This window comes from Massilia genomosp. 1 (assembly GCF_011682185.1).
Lineage (GTDB): Bacteria > Pseudomonadota > Gammaproteobacteria > Burkholderiales > Burkholderiaceae_D > Telluria_A > Telluria_A rubra.
Genome location: NZ_WHJF01000011.1, coordinates 46,751 through 66,669, shown reverse-complemented (window position 1 = coordinate 66,669; position 19,919 = coordinate 46,751). Strand labels below are relative to the sequence as shown.

Sequence of the window (19,919 nt, the reverse complement as noted above, 5' to 3'; positions counted from 1 at the left end):
GTCTTGACTGGTCCGGCGCGCTTTTGAACTCATTTACCTTTATCTCTTACCACTGACCGCTATGCAGCCAGCTGTAGAATTTCGCAATATCTGCAAAGCCTTCGGGGCCGTGCAGGCGAACGCCGACGTCAGCTTCTCCATCGCCAAGGGCTCGATCCATGGCGTGATCGGCGAGAACGGCGCCGGCAAGTCGACCCTCATGAGCATCCTGTACGGCTACTACAATGCCGACAGCGGCGAACTGCTGATCGACGGCCAGGCGCAGGATATCCGCACCAGCCAACAGGCGATCGCCCTCGGTATCGGCATGGTGCATCAGCACTTCATGCTGGTCGAGAATTTCACGGTGCTCGACAACGTCATGCTGGGCGCCGAAGGCGGCTTCAAGCTGGCCTCGCAGCGCGCCGCCGTCGAAGCGAAGCTGCGCGAGATCTGCACCCGCTACCGTCTCGACGTCGACCCGCTGGCCAAGATCGAAGACCTGTCGGTCGGCGCGCAGCAGCGCGTCGAGATCCTCAAGCAGATCTACCGCAGCGCCAATATCCTGATCCTGGACGAGCCGACCGCCGTGCTGACCGCGCAGGAGACCGCGTCGCTGTTCGAAATCCTGCGCCTGTTCAAGGAACAGGGCAAGACCATCGTGCTGATCACCCACAAGCTGGGCGAAATCATGGACATTACCGACCAGGTAACCGTGATGCGCGCCGGGCGCGTGGTGGGCGCGGTACAAACCGCGACGACCTCGAAAGAAGAACTGGCCAACATGATGGTGGGCCGCCCGATCCAGGGCGAACTGCCGCGCGCAGCCTATAATCCCGGCGCCACCGTGCTGGAAGTGGCCGGCCTGCAGTTGCAGGACGCCGCTGGGGTGCGCCTGCTGGCCGATATCGGCTTCACCCTGCGCGCGGGCGAAATCGTGGCCATTGCCGGCGTGTCGGGCAACGGCCAGAGCGAATTGATGCAGATTTTGTCGGGCATGCGCCTGCCGAGCGGCGGCAAGGTCGCCTTCCTCGGCGCCGAACTGCCCTACGCCAGGCGCTCCGACGCCGACGGCTTGCCGGCCACGTTCCGCAAGCTCGGGATCGGCCATGTGCCGGAAGACCGCCTGCGCGACGGCGTGATCAAGGATTTTTCGGTCATGCAGAACACCGTGTTCGGCTACCAGGACCGGGTCTGCAACCGCTGGGGCCTGTTCGACTTCAAGGCCATCGCGGCGCGCTGCGCCGGCCTGCTCAAGGCCTTCGACGTGCGTCCGGCCAATCCGGACCTGCGTATCGGCCTGCTCTCGGGCGGCAACCAGCAAAAGGTGGTGATCGCGCGCGAAGTGTCGGCCAAGCCGAAGCTGATGCTGGTCGGCCAGCCGACCCGCGGGGTCGACATCGGCACCATCGAGAGCATCCACACCGAGTTGCTCAAGATGCGCGACGAAGGCGTGGCGATCCTGCTGGTATCGGTGGAACTGGAAGAAGTGCGGGCGCTGGCCGACCGCATCATCGTCATGTCCGGCGGACGCATTACCGGTGAACTCAAGATTGAAGAATTCGACACTACCCGCATCGGGCTGCTGATGGGCGGGATGCACAAAACATGAAAACGACCGAACTCCCACGCTGGGCAAGCGCGTTTGTCCTGCCTGTACTGAACCTGCTGTCGGCTTTGCTGGTGGCCGCGCTGGTGATCCACCTGCTCGGCGAAAGCCCGACCGAATCGCTGCGCATCCTGATCGACAGCGCCGTCATCAACCCGGAGGGCCTGAGCTACACGCTGTTCTACGCCAGTACCTTCATCTTTACCGGCCTGTCGGTATCGATCGCCATGAAGGCGGGCCTGTTCAACATCGGCAGCGAAGGCCAGATGTACGTCGGCGGCCTGGGACTGACCGTGGTCATGCTCACGCTCGACCACTCCCTGCCCGCCTGGCTCCTGATTCCCGCCGCCATGCTCGGCAGCGCGGTGTTCGGCGCGGCCTGGGCCTGGCTGCCCGGCTATCTGCAGGCCAGGCGCGGCAGCCATGTGGTGGTCACGACCATCATGTTCAACTTCATTGCGGCCAGCCTGATGAACTTCATCATCGTCAAGTACCTGATCCCGGAAGGCCAGCAAAACCCGGCCAGCCGCGTGTTCTCGGACGCCGGCGCCATGCCGCGCCTGAACGAATGGTTCCCGGTCCTGGGCGACACGCCGCTCAACGTCAGCTTCCTGATCGCCATTGCCGCCCTGGTCATCTACGGCGTGATGGTGTGGCGCTCCTCGTGGGGCTACCAGTTGCGCGCCACCGGTCTGAATCAAAGCGCGGCGCATTATGCGGGCGTGTCGATCAGCCGCATGATCATCGTGGCGATGCTCATTTCGGGCGCGCTGGCCGGCCTGGCCGCAGTCAATTCGGTCATGGGCTCGACCCACTACCTGAGCCTGAACTTCCCGGCCGGCGCCGGTTTTATCGGCATCGCGATCGCGCTGATGGGACGCCAGCACCCGGTCGGCATTTTCCTGTCGAGCGTCTTGTTCGGTGCACTGATCCAGGGCGGCTTCGACCTGTCGCTGGAAAAACCGAACATCCCGCAGGAGACCTTCATCTTCATCCAGGGGCTGATCATCCTGTTCTGCGGCGCGATGGAAAATCTGTATGCGCCCGCTGTCCTGAAGCTGCTTAACATTCGCAAAGGATAAGCCATGTTCGAAGACCTCCATTTAGCCAGCATTGTCGTCTCCACGATCCGCAATGCCCCCGTCCTGATTTTCGCCGCCATGGCCGGCCTGTTCGCCGAACGCAGCGGCGTGGTCGACATCGCGTTAGAGGGAAAAATCCTCGCCAGTGCGTTCGTCTCGGCCGCTGTCGCCTTCACCACGCAGAACGCCTGGTACGGCGTGGCTGCCGGCGTGGCCGTATCGGCCGCACTGGCGCTGTTGCAGGGTTACGTGAGCATTACCCAGAAGGGCAACCAGCTGGTGGGCGGCATTGCGATCAACATCGCCATGAGCGGCCTGACTTTCGTGCTGGCGCAGTTCTTCTACCAGCAGGGTGGCCGCACGCCGGACCTGGGCCAGGCGCGCCTGTTCGACATTGTCTTGCCGGGCACCCAGGCGCTCGAAGGCATTCCTTTCATCGGCTGGTTCTACGGCCACGTGATCGGCGGCCATTCGGCGCTGGTGTACCTGGCGTTCGCGCTGATTCCGCTGGTGCATTGGGTGATCTATCACAGCCGCTTTGGCCTGCGCCTGCGCGCCTGCGGAGAAAACCCGCACGCGGCCGACGCGGCCGGCATCAGTGTCGCCACCACGCGCTACATGGCGATGCTGGTGGCCGGCATCCTGTGCTCGTTCTCGGGTGCCTACCTGGCGATTGTGCAAAGTGGTTTCTTCCTGCGCGATATGTCGGCCGGCGCCGGCTACCTGGCGCTGACGGCGCTGGTGTTCGGTAACTGGCGTCCGATGCACACGGCGCTCGGCTGCATGATGTTCGGTTTCTTCAGCGCGGTGCAGATCCAGATCGAAGGCGTGGACTTGCCGGGCATCGGCCGCATTCCGGGCTCGCTGATCCAGATGGTGCCGTACGTGGTCACCGTGATCGTGCTGGCCGGCCTGATGGCCAAGTCGGTGGCGCCGAAAGCGATCGGCAAACCGTTCGTCAAATCGCGTTAACGTGCTGACAAGGCGCATGGCGAAGCGCAACCTCGTCGCCTTCGCCTGTCTGCTCTCACTGGGATTCGGGGCGCTGTTAGGCGCTGGCGAATACCTCAGTTCTCCCGCGCGGCGCCAGATCGGCGCCGCGCCACCCGACTTCCCCGCTTCCTCAGTTACCATTCCCAGCGCCGCCGGTCCTGTGCGCGGCTGGATGATGCGCGGTACGGCCGGCGCCGGCACGGTCCTGCTGCTGCACGGCGTGCGCGGCAACCGACTGCAGATGCTGGACCGGGCGCGCTTTCTCTCTCGTCTGGGCTACGGCGTGCTGCTGATCGACCAGCAGGCGCACGGCGAAAGCGCCGGTGAGCGCATCAGTTTCGGCGTGCGCGAGGCAGACGGGGTGCGCGCGGCGCTGGCGTTCCTCAAGCGAGAACAACCCAGCGAACGGATCGGCGTGATCGGCATGTCGCTCGGCGCCGCTGCGCTGGTGCTGTCGAAACCCGGACGCGAGATCGATGCGCTGGTGATCGAGGCGATGTACCCGACGATTGAAGAAGCCATCGACAATCGCCTGCGCCTGTATCTGGGCAGCGCGGGCGGCAAGCTGGCGCCACTGTTGCTATGGCAGGTGCCGCTGCGGCTGGACCTGACCCTGGAGCAGCTGCGGCCGATCGACGCGGTCGGCGCGCTGGCCTGCCCTACGCTGGTGGTGGGCGGGGAATTCGACCGCCATACCAGCGAAGCGGAGACACGCCGCATCTATGCCGCCGTGCCGGAACCGAAGCAGTTGTGGATCGTACCCGGCGCGGCGCACACCGACTTTCATGGCCTGGCAAAGCACGAGTATGAGGCGCGCATCGGCCAATTCATGGAAGTCTATTTACGCAGCGGATCAGTCGCCGGCCAGGCGCGTTGACCGTCCCAGGGTCCAGGCAAACGCCACCCCGGCCGAGGCGCCGGACTTCTTCTTCATCAGCGGACTGTCTTCGTTGGCAGCGCTGGCGTAACTTTCAAGGCGCATAAAGCCGAACACGCGCACGTCCTCGTTGATCATGCGCGAGGCGCTTGCGCCCACACGCGTGAGCATCAGTCCCGCGTCGGACTGGTAAGCCGGCCGCGCGGACGTGGCGTATTGGGGCTGCACTTCGTAGAAGTAGCGGTTCACTTTTTTGTCGCCGATGACGACGCCCGCGTTGGCATCGAAGGTCCACAGGCCATCGGCGCTGCGCATCTCGTACACCACCTTCGGTTCGAACGTGAAGCCCTGCGTGCGCACGCCGGCGCGCGCTTCGATCACGGCGCGCAGCGGGATGTCGAGGCGGATCCGGCTCGACGCGCTCGGCTCGGCGATGCGCACTTTCAGGCGCGGCCCGAATTCGAGCAAGGTGCCCAGGTTGGGCATGCCGGAGCGCGCCGCCACGTCGTCGGAGCGGGCCGGCAGCGAGGCGGCCAGGCCAACGTCGAGTTCCACCGCTTCGCGCTTGACCAGGCGTGCGCCGATGCCGGATTGGTCGGCGCGAAATACCTTGCCGCGGTAGATCAAGAACGGCAGCAGCAAGCCGCGCGTGGAGCGGTCGGCCGCACCGGGGTAGGCTGGGGTGGAGGCGACGCCGCCGAGGACGCCGGCTTCCCACAGGGGTAGCGGTTTGCTGTTGGCGGGTGCGGCGGAGGCGGCGATGGGGAGAGCCAAAATGATGACGGCGAGTTTTGGGGCTGGCTTCATGAGGATGCTCACGGGTGGATCAGCGAACTTGGGTTCCCGCCTTCGCGGGAACGACGAAGGCGGCGGAATGGCGATTACTCAATCACCGGAGGGACGATTTACGGCCAGATGGTTTGCAGCAGCGACGCCAGATGGTAGCCGCCTTTGACCAGCTGCGTCCTGGCCAGCGCGGAACTCGGCACCGGGTAGTTCGATCCCATCTCCAGCCCAAAGGTATAGTAGGTCTCGCCCTTGCGGTTGGTCTGCTTGCCGATCGCACCCGGCGTTACATCCGAATACGCCAGCTTGGACGCGGCCAGCGCGTCGTCCGCCCACTGGTACGGCCAACTGGTCGCGTCGCCCGTGTTCATCGCCACCACCGGTTTGCCTTCGATGACCTTTTGCGCGAACTGCTCCGGCGTCTTGGTGCTGATGCGGCGCATCGCGTAATCGACCACGGTGCTGTCCCAGTACGAGTGGAACGGCCGCGTGGTCCACTTCTGGGCACCCGGCGGCAGGGGCTTGGCTTCGCCCTCGATCAGCTTCGCGCTGAGCGACGTGAGCTTGTCGTCGTCGAGCAGCAGGCTGTTGCCGCCGCGCGAATCGTAGATATTCAGGCTGTCGACCTCCTCGTGCTGTTTCGGCACCACGAACTTGCCATCCTTGCCGACAAACGCCGCGCCCACATGCAGCGGCTGGTGGATGTCGCCGGTCATGTGCGCCACCAGCAGCAAGGCCTGGCGTCGGGTCAGCTTGTTGGGATTGAGCGCCGGATCGGTCTTGCCCTGCAAGACGGCGATGGCCTGCTTGAGCGTTTGCACGATGTCGACATCGGCCGTGCCCACCTCGCCGTCATGATAGTGCTCGTTCTGGAACGGGATGTCGGTGTAGTGATATTCGCTGTGGCGCGGATTGACCGCCGTGTAAGCGTTCATCTCGGCGGTCGGCGGCGTGTAGCCGACGCCGCCCTTGGCGCTGTCGGCCCATACCGTGATCGATTCGAGGCTCTCGCCCGGCAGCAGCAAGGCCGCTACCTGCTTCTCGGCGTTGCTGCCCTTGATCAGTTTTTCGGCGATGGCGCCGACCGCGCGGTGCCCCTCGGCGCCCCAAGCCAGCGCCTCGGCCGACACGAAGGCGGCGGACAGCGCCAGTACACAAGCCAGTTTCTTCATCATTCATTTCCCTTGTTCGGTTTTGGATAGTCTTTGCCAATCTCGATTGGCGCCGCGTATGAGGAACTCCACGCCTGCTCGTGCAGCGCGCCGAGGCGCTGCGCCATTTTCTCGTTGCGCAGCACGACTTCGAGATTGCGCGACTTGTCGAAGTAGCCGCCAGCCCAGTTGCTGGTGCCGACCCAGGCCAGCTTGCCGTCTATCGTCATGGTCTTGCTGTGGATGACGCGCGCGAACGGAATCGGCCCGCTCGACGCCACCGGCAAGGTGACGATGCGCACCTCCACGTTCGGCAGCAGCGCCAGGCTTTTGAGGTAGGCGATGCCGGGTTGGTCGGTGTTCCAGTTCGATACCATCAGCTTGATTTTCACGCCGCGCGCAGCGGCCGCGCGCACCGCATTGTCGATCACGCCATAGTACGGACGCGTGTTGTCAGGTCCGTAGCCGAGCGGCACATAGTCGAGCAGCTGGATGCGCACCTCGCTGCGCGCGTCCGCCAGCAGCGCCGGCAGCACCACTTCGGAATCGGCCACGCCGGGCGGGTTGTACGCCGCCGGGCTGGCGACCAGTTGCGCAGCTTGCGGCGATACCGCAACGGCTGTCGTCGCAACTGCGGCGCGCGGCACCGCCAGCTTGGCCGCCAGCAGCGATTGCGCCTGCCAGTCACGCTCGAAGACGGCGTGTACCTGCGCCACCATGGCCGCGTCGGTAATCAACAGGCCCGTTTCGTGGATGTGGGTAAAGGCGCGCCAGTCGAAGTTCTGGCTGCCGATGAAGGCTGCCTTCTTGTCCACCGCAAGGTACTTGGCATGGATGATGCCGGTGCCGGTCAGCTGCGCGTAGTCGAGCACGCGCATCTCAAGGTTGGGGATCTTGCGCAGCCGCTCCAGGGTGGCCGGATCGGACAGCACGACGCCCTTCTTGTCGAGCAAAAAGCGGATCTTCACGCCGCGCGCGCCGGCCGCTTCCAGGCGTTCGAGCACCTTCTCGAACGGCGTGCCGGTCTTGCTGATGGCGTAGAACTGGCCGATCACGATCTCGCTGCGCGCCTCGTCGAACAGCTGCGTCCAGACCGCGGCGCTGCTACGCAGGTCGGCGTTGACGAGCGTCGTTTCGACCGGCGCGGTCTGCACCAGTTCATAGCCGGGGATGGAAAACCCGGCCTGCGCGTGCGGTCCCAGGACCAGCGCAAGCAGTGCGGCCAGGCCGCGCCGGAGGGGCGTCATTGGACCGTCCCGATGCGACCCGGCGGCGTGTCGCTGCCCGCCGGCTTGCCGGCCTTGTCTTGCTTGATCAGGAACTGCACCACGGCGTCGATATCGCGGATCTGCGTATCGCGCTTGTTGGTGGCGGCGGCAAAGGCGGGGAAGCTGTCGCCGCCTTCGGCCAGGAAGTTGTTCGCGGCCACGCGATAGATGGCGGCGTCGTCGATCGGCTTGCCGTTCAGGGTGACGCTGTCGCGCACGACGCGCTGTCCTTTCGGCGCGGCCTTGTTCCAGCGATAGCTCAAGCCATCCGACACCTGCAGCACCGAGACGCTGCTCGCGCCCGGGCGCGCCCATTGCTGTTCGAGCAGCGCGCGCAGTTGAGCGCCGCTCATGTCCATGACCACGATGGTGTTCCCGAACGGGAGCACGATCTGCACGTCGCCGTAAGTGGCGGTGAGATTGGCTTCGACGTCGAGATCCTGGCGCATGCCGCCCATGTTCATGAAGCCGACCTGCACGCCCTGCGATTCGGTGGCGGACAGCACGGCGTCGGCGATCAAGCCACCCAGCACGGTTTCGCCGCCCGCGCTTTCCTTGCGGTGGATCGAGCGCACAGCCACGCGCGCGACTGGCCGCCCAAGGGCCTGCTCGCTGCGTTCCTTCGCTTGCTTGAGGAAGGCCGACACGCGTTCATCCGGTGGATACTGGCCCGGTTTCATGATCACGTTGCGCACCGCGATGTCGCCCACCGCGCCGCTGGCCGGATCGACCATCATCTTGATGCGCGAGAGGACATGGCCGCCCATCTCGCCCTGGGTCACCACGCGCCCGTCGACCTTGCACTGGAAGCCCGTGTGCGAGTGGCCGCTGACGATCACGCGAATGGCTGGATCGAGCTTCTTGACGATGTCGACCACCGGACCTTTAAGCCCGCTGCAATCGGGCTTGTCGAACGGTTCCGGCGTGGTCCCGCCTTCGTGAATGAGCACCACGAACACCTGCGCTCCCTGCGCGCGCATGGCGGGGATGACGCGGTTGATCGCAGTCGCTTCATCTTCGAATGTCAGGCCGACGATGCCCGAGGCCAGCACCACGGAGGCGGTGTTGCGCAACACGGCGCCGATCAGGCCGACCTTGACGCCCTTGACGTCTTCGATCCGGTAGGCCGGCAGGAACGGCTTGCCGGTGGCGTCGTCGATCACGTTGGCGGCCAGGTAGCTAAAGCCGGCGCCACGGAAGTCCTTGGTGAACTGGCAGGCTTTTTCGGGGCGCACCGACTCGCAGCCGCCGCGCTGCTGGCGCAGCAGTTCGGCGCGGCCGTTATCGAATTCGTGATTGCCGACCGAGGAGATGCGCATGCCGGCCATGCTCAAGGCTTCGAGCGCCGGTTCGTCGGCCCACATCGACGACATGGCGGGCGAGGCGCCAATCAGGTCGCCGGCGCCGACGAACAACAGCTCCTTGTCTTCGCGGCGCCAGGCTTGCACGGCGGCGGCGATGGTGTCGACCCCGCCCGCTTGCACGGTTTGCTGGCCGCTGGCGTGGATGCTGTTGTACTGGAATTTGGTGGCGTCGAGGTGGCCGTGGAAGTCGTTCAGCGCAACCAGGTTGATCTCGATCTGGGTCGTCGGGCGCGTGGCGCAGCCCGCCGACAGGAAGGCCGCGGCGAGCGCGGCGCAAAGGGGCCTTGAGAATAGTGTCATAGGTAGTAGGATAACCGAAGAGCGCGGGCCGCAGCGGACGCTACGCCCCTTGAAATGTATCGGGAATGTATCGCGCGGGACGAAAAAAAACGGCCAGTGTCGCCACCGGCCGTTCCTTGAATTACTTAGCTACGCATCAGAATTCGTACTTGACGGTCGCCTGGATGGCCCACTGCGATTCGCCCTTGGTCTGGCGAACGTCGAGCGATTCGACGTTGTCGCGTACCTTGTAGATGTACTTGCCGTTTTCCATGCCGACGTAGTCGACGAAGCTGCGCGCCTGGGCGCCGGCGCCCTGGAAGGCCACTTCATTGATACGGCCCCATTTCTTGTTCAGCAGGTTGCCCACGTTGAAGAAGTCGAGGCTGAACACGGCCTTGTTTTTGGCGAACAGACCTGGCAGTTCCTGAGCGATGCGCATGTCGAAGCTGTTGGTCCATGGCGAGAAGTCCGTGTTACGGCCAACCACGCCGCCAGCGGCTTTTTTCAGCACGCTGTTGCTGTTGACCACGCCCCAGAATTTGTCTTCGTTGGCATGATTGCTTGCCGTGTCGCCCCAGAACGCCACCTCGCCCGAACCTGGCGCCGACGGGATGTACATCAGGTCGTTACCACCGGAGCCGTCGCCGTTCAAGTCATTGTTGATGGTCCAGCTGTAAGGTTTACCCGAACGGCCTTCGTAGAACATGCCGAAGCGCGTCTTGTAAGCACCGAAGAAGTTCTTCTGGAAGTTGACGATGGCGTTCACGCGGTTCTTGACCAGGTAGCTCGAATTGGCGTTGACTTCTTCATTCGGATTGAACACCGAACGGCCGGTGAAGTTCGAGTTCGAGGTCGACGAGGTCAGCGGCGAAACTTCCTTGGCGTCCGTGTAGGTGTACGCCAGCGACCAGCCCAGGCCCGAGGTCAGGGGACGGCTGAGCGACATGGTGGCCATGCCGCTGCCGCCTTTGTCGGTCTTTTGCGCCAGCAACACGTTGGCGAACGATTCGTTGCTCAGCGCTTTAGAACGCAGGCCGCCACAGACGGTGCCGCTGTTGATCACGTTACCGGTCGCGCTCCAGCAATCCTTGTTGTAAGCCTGGTTGGTGTAGTACAGATCGCGTCCGTCGCTGCCCTTGCGGGTTGGCGCGCCGAGGTTCAAGTTCTGGTAGTAGATCGCATCTTTGGACTTGACGTGCAGGTATTCCGCGCTGAACACCAGGCCGTACCATGGCAGTTCCATGTCGAAAGCGACGTTCGCTTTCCACACCGACGGCTGGCGCAAGCCTTGCGCCAGGATGTCGACGTTGGCCGCCGGCGTGGAGGCGTTGCCGCCGATGGCGGTCGGTTGCTGGTCCGGATTGGGGCTGAAGATGGTTGCGCCGTTGCACGATGCGAAGTTACCAGTGCCGCAACCGACGGTGGTGGTTGCCACGCCAGGATTGGAGAACGGGTTCGACAGCCAGACAGCGGCAGCATTACCCTGGAACAGGCCGGCGCCACCGCGGATTTGCATCTTGCGGGTGGTGTCGAGCTGGTAGTTGATGCCGAAACGCGGCTGCACCAGGTTCTGGCCATCGAAGGTGTTGGTGTTGTCCATGCCATAGCCGCCTTTTTCGCGCAAGCCGGTCAGCACATTGCCTTCGATTTTCGGTGCAGCGATGGCGTTGTTGCGGCGCGGACGGTCGCTGATGCGGGCAGCGTCGAGGCGCACGCCGGCGGTCAGGGTCAGGCGTGGGCTGATGGTCCAGGTATCCTGCACAAACGCGCCGTAGTTCTTCAGTGCGAAATCGGCCACGGCGTCGTTCAGGTTCACGCCCTGGGCGGCAACCTGCAACTGGTACGAACTTGGACGGCCCTTGCTGAAGTTTTCCAGGATGGCTTGTTCAACCTGGGCCGGCGTCGCATTGGCGCAGGTGGAGAAGGCGAAGCTGTAGGTCCAGGTATTGCTCGGATTCTGGCAGCTGAACGAATAGTTGCCGAAAATGTTTTGCTGGAAGGCGTTGTAGACCTTGTTGTTGCTGTAGTCGGTGCCGAACTTGACTTCATGGGCGCCCAGGGCCCAGTTTGCGCCCAGGTAGATGTCGTCGGTCTTGGTGCCGAGAATGTTACGGTGACGGCTGTTCTCGGTGCCGAAGGCGAGCGAGCGGTTGGTGGTCGGCACCGATGCCGGCGTGCCGGTCGGATTCGGTCCGGTCATCGACAGGCTGATCGACGGCAGGCGCGAGTTCAGGGTCGGCACGCTGTCGTAGTCGCGCTGCGATACTTTGAATTCGCTCGAGAAGGTCGGGGTCCAGTCGGACGTCAGCTGGGCCACGAAGGTTTCGATGGTCTTGTCTTGCGCGAACCACTGCGAATTGAGCGACAGGCCGGTGGCGGAAATGCCGGCAAATTGCGGCTCGGACTGCGACGTCTTCGAGTAGCGGAACATGGCGCGGTGGTCGTCGTTGATGTTCCAGTCGACCTTGACCAGCGCATCTTCCACATTCAGCTTGGCGCCGCTTGGCACCTCGGTGGTGCCGGCATTGAGGCCGTAACGGTCCTTGGCAATGCGTTGGGCCGATGAGATCAGCAGCGGCGAAATGCCGACGTTGGTCAGCGAGCTGCCCAGCGGGCCGAAGGCCGGCGCGGCGCGGCTCGATTCGAGCTTCTCGTAGTTGGCGAAGATGAACAGCTTGTCCTGGATCAGCGGTCCGCCCAGGGTGAAGCCGGCGGTGGTGTCCTTGGTCGAGGGCGGCGCGTAGTAAGTGTCGTTGGCGTTGTTGTAGCGGTCGCCCGACATCTTGTCGTTACGGAACACGTAATACAGGCTGCCCTTGAGGGTGTTGGTGCCGGACTTGGTGACGGCATTGATGTTGCCGCCGGTGTAGCCCTTTTGCGTAACGTCGTAATTGGCGACGTTGACTTGCACGGTCTGGATCGCTTCGATCGAGATCGGCTGCTTGGCGGTCGGGCTGCCGTTCGATTCGAGGCCGAAGGTATCGTTCACGGCCACGCCGTCGATGGTCAGCGAGTTGTAGCGCGAGTTCTGGCCGGCCACGGAGATTTCGCCGCGTTCCTTGTCGGTCTGGGCCACGCGCGGGTCGGCGCGGGCGTAGTCCTGCAGGTTGCGCTGGATCGATGCCTGGGTGGCGATTTCGGTCGAACCGAGGCTGGTGCCCGAGCCCATGCTGGTTTTCGAGAATTTTTCGGAGCGGGCAGCCGAACCGGCGATGGTCACGGTCTGCATCGGCGCGCCCAGGGTGGCGTCGATGGAAGCGGTCTCGGCCAGCTGGATGAACACGCCTTCGCGTTTTTCGGTGATGCCGTCTTTGGTGACGATGATCGTGTACGGGCCGCCCGAACGCAGACCGCGCGCCACATAGCGCCCTTCGCCATCGGTGACGACATTGCTGACGGAACCGGATTCGGCGTGGACGATGGATACGGTCGCGCCGCTGGCCGGCTTGCCGTCGGCGGCGGAAATGCGCCCGCCGATGGCCGACGTGGTGTTCTGCGCCATGGCCGGCAAGGTCGCCAGCGCGATCGATAGCGCCAGCGCCAGCTTGGTGACCTGCATCCGATTATGTTTGATCATTGTGTAACCCCAAAAAAAGACATGTTATGGTGGGAAAGCGGCGATGCTTTCCCTCTGTACTTTGTTGCAAATCTGCGCTGGCGGCGCGGATTGGCGCCGCCACGAAAAACCAGTCGCATCAACGCGATGCCGTTCTTGTTCTCATCGGCCAGGTCCGTCAAGCGAGCGCGCTCGACCGCGACAATGTCCTGCGCAGCGCGCAAGTCTACTGACTTAATATGTCACCAGCATGACCAAGTGGCGACTGGCAAGATTGCTTCGTGGATCATCCTCAGGCAACTATGCAGCACTGGCTGCGCGGCTGACAAATACCATTTCATTTATGCATTTATATATCGATCATATAAATTCATGCATAAAGTAGTGCTAGAAGGGGTTCCTGAGACGTGTTTCCGGGCTTGTGGCCTTGGCGGGATTATAAATCCTACGTTCTGAGGTGAAATCCTTTCATACAGAATTTCGACAAACGTTTGCCCGGACACGCAAATGTGTAGCGGGACGGCCACACACTTTCCATTACGTAAATCATTTTTTACAACTAAAGCGGGGAGATTTGGGCTAACTCAAGATCGCACGGGAGGGGTTGTGCTGAGTTTGGGAGGTGGGAGCGGGAAAACGGCAAAACGCCATCGCCTCCGGCAGTACCGGAGGCGATGCGGGCAAGTCAGCGCGCGCGCGGCGTGGCGCTGACGTCCGTCGGCCAGCTTGCCACCTGCGCTTCAAAGCGCGCAAAGCGCTCGTCGAGCTGGCGCGTCAGGCGCTGCTTTTGCTGCTCCGGCAAAAAGGCGTAGCGCACGCCGTTGTACGAGACCTTCTTGATTTCGGCGTACGAAGGCTGGTAGCGGCTGGCGAACAGCGTGTATTCCTGCGACAGGTTATGGCGCGTGACACCGGCGTCGTCGGTCGAAATCACATACGGCACGCCGAACTTGCGGTACAAGGTCACCGGATGATTGGCGCCTTCGATGCCGGAGATGAAGGCATTGCTGGTCAGGTTGATCTCGACCGGAATATCCTTCTCGCGCATGGTCTTCATGATCGCGATCGCATTCGACTCGTGCGCCAGGTCGATGCCGTGGCCGATGCGGTCGGCGCCGGCCACGTTCAGGGCTTGCTCGATGTGGAACTTGAGCCCTTCCGGCGGCACGTCGCCCAGCGCCAGCTCGCCGGCGTGCAGCGCCAGCTTCACTTTCGGATACTGGGTCTTCAGGAAGCGGAACATCTTCATGTGCAGTTCATAGTCGCGCATCGACGGCGCCAGGCTTTCCTGGCCGACGATATTGACGCCGACGATCAACTCGCTCCGGCTGGCGGCCTTGAAGCCGGCCAGCATCGACGAAAACACCAGCGACGGGTTGACCAGGCGCAGTACATACGCCTGGTAGCGCATGGTGAACTGCGCGTCGTCGATGTTGGCATGGTTGGTCTCGATGCGCGCGACGTAGTCTTCCAGGCCCTGGTTGAAGCTCGGGTCCTTGTCGAGCTTTTCCATCCAGTTGCGCATGGCGGTGGTGAGCGCGGCATCGTCGGCGGCCTTCCACATGGCCGTATCGGCGCCGGCGCTGCCGGTCATCGGCGCGAGCTTGAACATGGTTTCGATATAGCCGACGTTTTCGGCGACGGCGCGCTTTTTCAGCTCCAGCAAGCCTTCGTTATAGTTGGCGTTCGAGACCGGGCCGAAAAAGCCGAAGGTCTGGAAGAAATGGCGGTCCGGCGGCGGCTGGGTCGCGCCGTGGTTGGAGAAGTCCTTGCTCGACCAGCGCTGCAGCAGTTCGCGGTAGGTCAAGTCGTCTGCCAGCACCTCGCTTGATGACAGGCAGGTGCGCTCGGCGGCGGGCAGCGCGCGCTGGGCGTCGATGACGGCTTTGCTGGTTTCGACGCGGTAGGTCTGCTTGTTGACGCACAGGCCCTGCTTGTCGAGGAAGTCGACGTATTGTTCGGCGTAGAGGGCGCCCGAATAATGGTGGTGCAGGTCGGCGCCCTTGGGCATCTGCGAGAAGAACAGGGTCAGTTCGGACAGCTTCGGCCCGGCGCCGGCGATCAGGCCCGCAAGGTGGCGCGCGGTGGCCGCTTCGTTGGCTTTGGATTGGACGGTCGGCGGCGCCGCGTGCGCGCTGGCGGCCAGGGCCAGGGCGATCAACAGGCTGCTCGTTTTACGGATCATGGATTTCTTCTCTCGATAGTAGAATATCCGTCTTCCCCGCGAAGGCGGGGACCCATAGCACCTCTGATCAACGGTGGTATGGATCCCCGCCCGCGCGGGGAAGACGGCTATAAGTCAGTGGTGCGCTCATGCACCTTGCGGCCAGCCGCATACGTCGCACCCACGCACCGGTCATCGCCCAGCAGCGCCAGCGCGAACAGCAGCTCCTCGAGGTTATTGCAACGCTCCGTGCGGCGCGCCAGCAAGGGCGTCGCTTTCGGGTCGAGCACGATGAAATCGGCTTCCGCCCCCGCGACAAAGCTGCCGATGGTCCCTTCGAGTCGCATGCTGCGCGCCGCGCCCAGCGTCGCCAGGTAAAACATGCGCGCGGCCGGCAGGTAACTGCCTCTTAAGCGCGCTACTTTATAGGCTTCATTCATAGTTTGCAACATGGAGAAGGAAGTCCCCGCCCCCACGTCGGTCGCCAGCGACAGCGATACCCGCGCCGCGTCGGCCTTTTCAAAGTCGAACAAGCCGCTGCCGAGGAAGAAGTTGGAGGTCGGGCAGATCGCCGCCGCCGACCCGGTGTCGGCCATCCGTGCAAAATCGGCGTCATCGAGCCAGATGCAGTGGCCGAACATGGCGCGCTCGCGCATCAGCCCATACTGGTCGTACACGTCCAGATAGCTGCGCGCATCCGGGAACAGCGACTTGACCCAGCTGCATTCGTCCGCATTCTCCGACACGTGGGTCTGTATGTACGTGTCCGGGTATGCCGCCGCCAGCTCGCCGCTCAAGCGCAACTGCGCGTCGCTGGACGTGGGCGCGAAGCGCGGGGTAATCGCATACATGGCGCGGCCCTTGTTGTGCCATTTTTTGATCAGGTCCTCGCTGTCGCGCACCCCGCCCTCGGCGGTATCGCGCAGGAACTCGGGACAGTTGCGGTCCATGAGCACCTTGCCGGCCGCCATGCGCAGGTTGCGCGCCGCGCTGGCTTCAAAAAAAGAGTCGACCGACTCGCGGTGTACGGTGCAGTACACCATGGCCGTGGTGGTCCCGCAGCGCAGCAGCTCGTCGAGGAAGAAGTCGGCCACTTCGCGCGCGTGTACCGGGTCGCCGAACTGGCGCTCGGTCGGGAAGGTGTAGGTCTCCAGCCACGGCAGCAGGCCCGGCGCCGGCGAGGCGATCATGTCGGTCTGCGGAAAATGCAGGTGGGTGTCGATAAAGCCCGGCATGATCACCTTGCCGCGATAATCGACCACCTGCACGCCGTCAGGGAGCGTCGCCAGCAGCTGCGCGTAATCGCCGGCCGCCCGGACTTTGCCGTCGGCGACGATCAACAGGCCATCTTCGTGCCACAGGCAGGCGTCCTTGCTGAAGGCCGGGTCGGCGTGAAAATGCAGCAAGCTGGCTCGGTAGGCTTGCACGGTGCTTGGTACGTTGGACATCAGGTTCTTTCGGTGATTGCGGCCGGCGGTGTTGCCATGACACGCTTGAACGCGCCCGGCGTTCCTTGCATGGCTTCCCAGACGGTCAGTAATTGCGCGCAGACAGAAGCGGCGATGACCGCCGGCGCCTTGTTGGTGATGCCGGCCAGCCCGATCGGGCAGACCATTGCATCAATCCGCGCCGCGTCCACGCCGCGCGCAAGCAGGCGGTGTTCGAACTGGCGGCGCTTGGTTTTCGATCCGATCAGGCCGAACCAGCCCACATCAGGACGGGCCACGATCGCCTCCGTCAGGCGCTGGTCGAGCGCGTGGCTGTGCGTCATGACAAGGTAACTGGCATTGGCCGGCGCGGCGGCCACCAGCGCCTCGGGCAGGTCGGTCGCTTCGATGGCGACGTTGGCCGGTACCTGTTGGGGGAACATGTCGTCGCGCCCGTCCACCCAGGTGACGTGGCACGGCAGGTGCGCCAGTGTACGCACGATGGCCGTGCCCACGTGGCCGGCGCCGAACAACAGCAGGTGCGCACGCGGCGCGAACACCGGGTCGACCAGCCAGCGCCGCCCGTCCGGCTCCTGCATGACGTAGGCGCCGCGGTCGCGCGCGAATACGGGTGGACGCTGGCCCGCCAGCCAGCGGCCGTCGCCATCGAACAGCGCGGTCTCTGGCGCGCCGTCGATGGCGCTCACGCGCCAGCTGTCGTGCTGGCGGCGCTGGCCGAGCAGCGCGGCCTGCGCCGCATCGAACAGTTCGAACGACAGATGCACCACGCCGCCGCAGCACTGGCCCAGGCTCGGACCGAGCGCATAGCGCTCGACATGGCGCGCACGGCCACCGGCCAGCATGGCGCGCGCGGTCTCGATGGCGCGGTGCTCCAGGTGGCCGCCGCCGATGGTGTCCAGCACCCGGGTCGCGTCGACCAGCATCTTGGCGCCGCATTCGCGCGGGCCCGAGCCTTCGACGACGGCCACGGTCACCAGGATGGCGGGCGCGCAGGCGCCGGCGCTGAGCCAGTCGTCCATCAGGCCGCCTTGAGCGCCGCTTCGACAGCGGAAATCGACTTGAGGATTTCTTCGCTGGTGGCCGGCGCATTGAGCGGCGGGTTGACCTTGTGCCCGCCGACGCTGGACACCGCATCGCGGATGGCGAAGAACACCGAGAACGGCAGCAGCAACGGCGGCTCGCCCACCGCCTTGGAACGGTGGATGCTGTCTTCGACGTTGCGGTTGTCGAACAGGCGCACGCGGAAGTCTTCCGGGCAGTCCGATACGCCGGGAATCTTGTAGGTCGATGGCGCGTGCGTCATGAGTTTACCGGCCGGGTTCCACCACAGTTCTTCGGTGGTGAGCCAGCCCATGCCCTGGATGAAGGCGCCTTCGACCTGGCCGATGTCGATGGCCGGGTTGAGCGACTTGCCGGCGTCGTACAGCGCGTCGGCGCGCAGCAGCTTCCATTCGCCGGTGAGCGTATCGACCACCACTTCGGCCACGGCGGCGCCGTAGGCGTAGTAGGAGAACGGGCGGCCGTTCATGGTCTTCGGGTCCCAGTGCAGGCCGGGGGTGGCGTAAAAACCGTCGGACCACAGCTGCACGCGCGCCAGATAGGCTTTTTGCACCAGCACCGGAAACGCGAGCTCGTGGCCGTTGACGAACACCGTGTCGTTGGCGAACACTACCTCGCCCGCTACCCCGCCATACAGCTTGACCGCGTACCCGGCCAGGCGTTCGCGGATCTGGCGCGCCGCGTCCTGCGCCGCCTTGCCGTTCAGGTCGGCCCCGGTCGATGCGGCCGTGGCCGAGGTGTTCGATACCTTGCTGGTGTCGGTCGCGGTGGCGCGCACGTTGGCGAGGTCCACGCCCAGTTCATGCGCGACCACCTGCATCACCTTGGTGTTGATGCCCTGCCCCATTTCGGTGCCGCCGTGATTGACGATGATCGAGCCATCGACGTACACGTGTACCAGCGCGCCGGCCTGGTTCAGGTGGGTGACGTTGAACGCGATCCCGAATTTGACCGGCGTGAGCGCCAGCCCTTTCTTGAGCACCGGGCTGGCGGCGTTGAAAGCGGCAATCGCCGCGCGCCGTGCGCGGTATTGGCTGGTCTGTTCCAGCTCAAAGGACAGCGCGTCGATCACATTGTCGAGCACCACCTGGCCGTACGGAGTGACGTTGCGATCGTCACGGCCATAGAAATTGAGGCGCCGGATATCGAGCGCGTCGCGTCCGAGCTCACGGGCGATGTCGTCGATCACATATTCGATGGCGATCGCGCCCTGCGGGCCGCCGAAACCACGGAAGGCCGTATTCGATTGCGTGTTGGTCTTGCCGCAGGCGGCGCGGATGTCGACGTCCGACAAATAATAGGTGTTGTCGAAGTGGCAGACCGCGCGCGTGGCCACCGGCCCCGACAAGTCGGCCGAATAGCCGGCGCGCGTCACCATGTCGACCTTGGCGGCCAGAATGCGGCCGTGGTCGTCGTAGCCGACTTCGTATTCGTAATGGAAGCAGTGGCGCTTGCCGGTGACGAGCATGTCGTCGTCGCGGTCGGCGCGCAGCTTGACCGGGCGCTTGAGTTTCGCGGCGGCGATGGCGGAAGCGGCCGCCCACAGCGCCGATTGCGACTCCTTGCCGCCGAAGCCACCACCCATGCGGCGGCATTCGACGACGATGTTATGCGAGTGCAGGCCGAGCGCATGGGCCACCACGTGCTGCATTTCGCTCGGGTGCTGGGTCGAGCAGAGCACCAGCATGCCCTTGTCTTCCTTCGGGATCGCGTACGAGATCTGCCCTTCCAGGTAGAACTGCTCCTGCCCGCCCACATACAGCTCGCCCTTGACCGAGCGCGGCGCCTTTTCAAAGGCGGCTTGATAGTCGCCGCGTGCCAGGCGCATTGGCGGCAGCACGTACGATTGCGCGGCGCGCGCAGCTTGCGGCGTGAGGATGGCGGGCAGTTCTTCGTACGTCACCTGGCCCAGGCGCGCGGCGCGGCGCGCATGGTCGTGGGTGTCGGCGACGACGATGAAGATCGGCTGGCCGACGTACATGACCAGGCCATCGGCCAGGATCGGGTCGTCGTGGATGATCGGGCCGCTATCGTTGGTGCCGGGGATGTCGGCCACCGTCAGCACGGCCACCACGCCCGCGCTGGCGCGCACGGCCGCCAGGTCGATGGCGCTAATGTTGGCGTGCGCCTTGCTCGATAAGCCGAGCGCCGCGTGCAGGGTGCCCTGCACTTCCGGGATGTCGTCGGTGTAGGTGGCCTGGCCGAGCACGTGCAGCGCGGCCGATTCGTGGGCGCGCGAGACGCCCACGCCGGTCCACGCCGCCGCTTTGAGCGCTGGGGTAGCTGCGTCGTTCATGGTGT

The 19,919-nt window shown here is 64.2% G+C and carries 13 protein-coding genes; 4 read left to right on the top strand and 9 right to left on the bottom strand.

The genetic code is table 11. From position 1 onward, the window contains the following. Positions 1–61 precede the first annotated feature (61 nt). Genes F1735_RS06415 through F1735_RS06400 form a run of 4 tightly spaced genes read left to right on the top strand, consistent with a single transcriptional unit; the run spans position 62 to position 4,540 of the window. The gene (locus tag F1735_RS06415; RefSeq protein ID WP_167236157.1) at positions 62–1,591 is read left to right on the top strand and encodes an ABC transporter ATP-binding protein; all 1,530 of its coding nucleotides are present in this window, start codon (positions 62–64) and stop codon (positions 1,589–1,591) included. Next, the gene (locus F1735_RS06410; RefSeq protein ID WP_167236156.1) at positions 1,588–2,670 is read left to right on the top strand and encodes an ABC transporter permease; all 1,083 of its coding nucleotides are present in this window, start codon (positions 1,588–1,590) and stop codon (positions 2,668–2,670) included. The genes F1735_RS06415 and F1735_RS06410 overlap by 4 nt, the downstream gene beginning before the upstream one ends. Before the next feature lie 3 nt (positions 2,671–2,673). Beyond that, positions 2,674–3,642 carry an ABC transporter permease gene (locus F1735_RS06405; protein WP_167236155.1) on the top strand — a complete coding sequence of 323 codons (969 nt, stop codon included), beginning with the start codon at positions 2,674–2,676 and terminating at the stop codon, positions 3,640–3,642. Between the two features lie 16 nt (positions 3,643–3,658). Beyond that, positions 3,659–4,540 carry an alpha/beta hydrolase gene (locus F1735_RS06400; protein WP_167236154.1) on the top strand — a complete coding sequence of 294 codons (882 nt, stop codon included), beginning with the start codon at positions 3,659–3,661 and terminating at the stop codon, positions 4,538–4,540. Here the strand turns inward: F1735_RS06400 and F1735_RS06395 are convergent. The 9 genes from F1735_RS06395 to xdhB all read right to left on the bottom strand — a co-directional run bounded on the left by F1735_RS06395 (position 4,517) and on the right by xdhB (position 19,914). After that, positions 4,517–5,347 carry a MipA/OmpV family protein gene (locus tag F1735_RS06395; protein WP_167236153.1) on the bottom strand — a complete coding sequence of 277 codons (831 nt, stop codon included), beginning with the start codon at positions 5,345–5,347 and terminating at the stop codon, positions 4,517–4,519. The genes F1735_RS06400 and F1735_RS06395 overlap by 24 nt on opposite strands. Positions 5,348–5,445: 98 nt before the next feature. Further along, positions 5,446–6,498, bottom strand: coding sequence for a S1/P1 nuclease (locus F1735_RS06390; protein ID WP_167236187.1), 1,053 nt, complete (start codon positions 6,496–6,498; stop codon positions 5,446–5,448). Beyond that, positions 6,498–7,724, bottom strand: a complete 1,227-nt coding sequence (locus tag F1735_RS06385; RefSeq protein WP_167236152.1) for a phospholipase D-like domain-containing protein — start codon at positions 7,722–7,724, stop codon at positions 6,498–6,500. Before F1735_RS06385 ends, F1735_RS06390 begins: the two co-directional genes overlap by 1 nt. Next, positions 7,721–9,409 carry a bifunctional metallophosphatase/5'-nucleotidase gene (locus F1735_RS06380; RefSeq protein WP_167236151.1) on the bottom strand — a complete coding sequence of 563 codons (1,689 nt, stop codon included), beginning with the start codon at positions 9,407–9,409 and terminating at the stop codon, positions 7,721–7,723. The genes F1735_RS06385 and F1735_RS06380 overlap by 4 nt, the downstream gene beginning before the upstream one ends. A gap of 136 nt (positions 9,410–9,545) precedes the next feature. Continuing rightward, on the bottom strand, positions 9,546–12,968 hold the full coding sequence (locus tag F1735_RS06375; RefSeq protein WP_167236150.1) for a TonB-dependent receptor: 3,423 nt from the start codon (positions 12,966–12,968) through the stop codon (positions 9,546–9,548). Positions 12,969–13,632: 664 nt separating this feature from the next. After that, positions 13,633–15,132 carry an adenosine deaminase family protein gene (locus tag F1735_RS06370; protein ID WP_167236149.1) on the bottom strand — a complete coding sequence of 500 codons (1,500 nt, stop codon included), beginning with the start codon at positions 15,130–15,132 and terminating at the stop codon, positions 13,633–13,635. A gap of 107 nt (positions 15,133–15,239) precedes the next feature. Next, entirely contained in the window at positions 15,240–16,559 is a 1,320-nt protein-coding gene (gene guaD, locus F1735_RS06365) for a guanine deaminase (RefSeq protein WP_167236148.1), read from the bottom strand. After that, on the bottom strand, positions 16,559–17,578 hold the full coding sequence (gene xdhC, locus F1735_RS06360) for a xanthine dehydrogenase accessory protein XdhC (RefSeq protein ID WP_167236147.1): 1,020 nt from the start codon (positions 17,576–17,578) through the stop codon (positions 16,559–16,561). Before xdhC ends, guaD begins: the two co-directional genes overlap by 1 nt. Then, positions 17,578–19,914, bottom strand: a complete 2,337-nt coding sequence (xdhB, locus tag F1735_RS06355) for a xanthine dehydrogenase molybdopterin binding subunit (RefSeq protein ID WP_167236146.1) — start codon at positions 19,912–19,914, stop codon at positions 17,578–17,580. Before xdhB ends, xdhC begins: the two co-directional genes overlap by 1 nt. Between the last annotated feature and the right edge of the window lie 5 nt (positions 19,915–19,919).

Coding starts and splice junctions, on each gene's coding strand:
- F1735_RS06400 (WP_167236154.1), top strand. CDS start 3,659: ATGGCGAAGCGCAACCTCGTCGCCTTCGCCTGTCTGCTCTCACTGGGA.
- F1735_RS06375 (WP_167236150.1), bottom strand. CDS start 12,968: ATGATCAAACATAATCGGATGCAGGTCACCAAGCTGGCGCTGGCGCTA.
- F1735_RS06405 (WP_167236155.1), top strand. CDS start 2,674: ATGTTCGAAGACCTCCATTTAGCCAGCATTGTCGTCTCCACGATCCGC.
- F1735_RS06370 (WP_167236149.1), bottom strand. CDS start 15,132: ATGATCCGTAAAACGAGCAGCCTGTTGATCGCCCTGGCCCTGGCCGCC.
- F1735_RS06385 (WP_167236152.1), bottom strand. CDS start 7,724: ATGACGCCCCTCCGGCGCGGCCTGGCCGCACTGCTTGCGCTGGTCCTG.
- F1735_RS06415 (WP_167236157.1), top strand. CDS start 62: ATGCAGCCAGCTGTAGAATTTCGCAATATCTGCAAAGCCTTCGGGGCC.
- F1735_RS06410 (WP_167236156.1), top strand. CDS start 1,588: ATGAAAACGACCGAACTCCCACGCTGGGCAAGCGCGTTTGTCCTGCCT.
- F1735_RS06395 (WP_167236153.1), bottom strand. CDS start 5,347: ATGAAGCCAGCCCCAAAACTCGCCGTCATCATTTTGGCTCTCCCCATC.
- xdhC (WP_167236147.1), bottom strand. CDS start 17,578: ATGGACGACTGGCTCAGCGCCGGCGCCTGCGCGCCCGCCATCCTGGTG.
- xdhB (WP_167236146.1), bottom strand. CDS start 19,914: ATGAACGACGCAGCTACCCCAGCGCTCAAAGCGGCGGCGTGGACCGGC.
- guaD (WP_167236148.1), bottom strand. CDS start 16,559: ATGTCCAACGTACCAAGCACCGTGCAAGCCTACCGAGCCAGCTTGCTG.
- F1735_RS06390 (WP_167236187.1), bottom strand. CDS start 6,498: ATGAAGAAACTGGCTTGTGTACTGGCGCTGTCCGCCGCCTTCGTGTCG.
- F1735_RS06380 (WP_167236151.1), bottom strand. CDS start 9,409: ATGACACTATTCTCAAGGCCCCTTTGCGCCGCGCTCGCCGCGGCCTTC.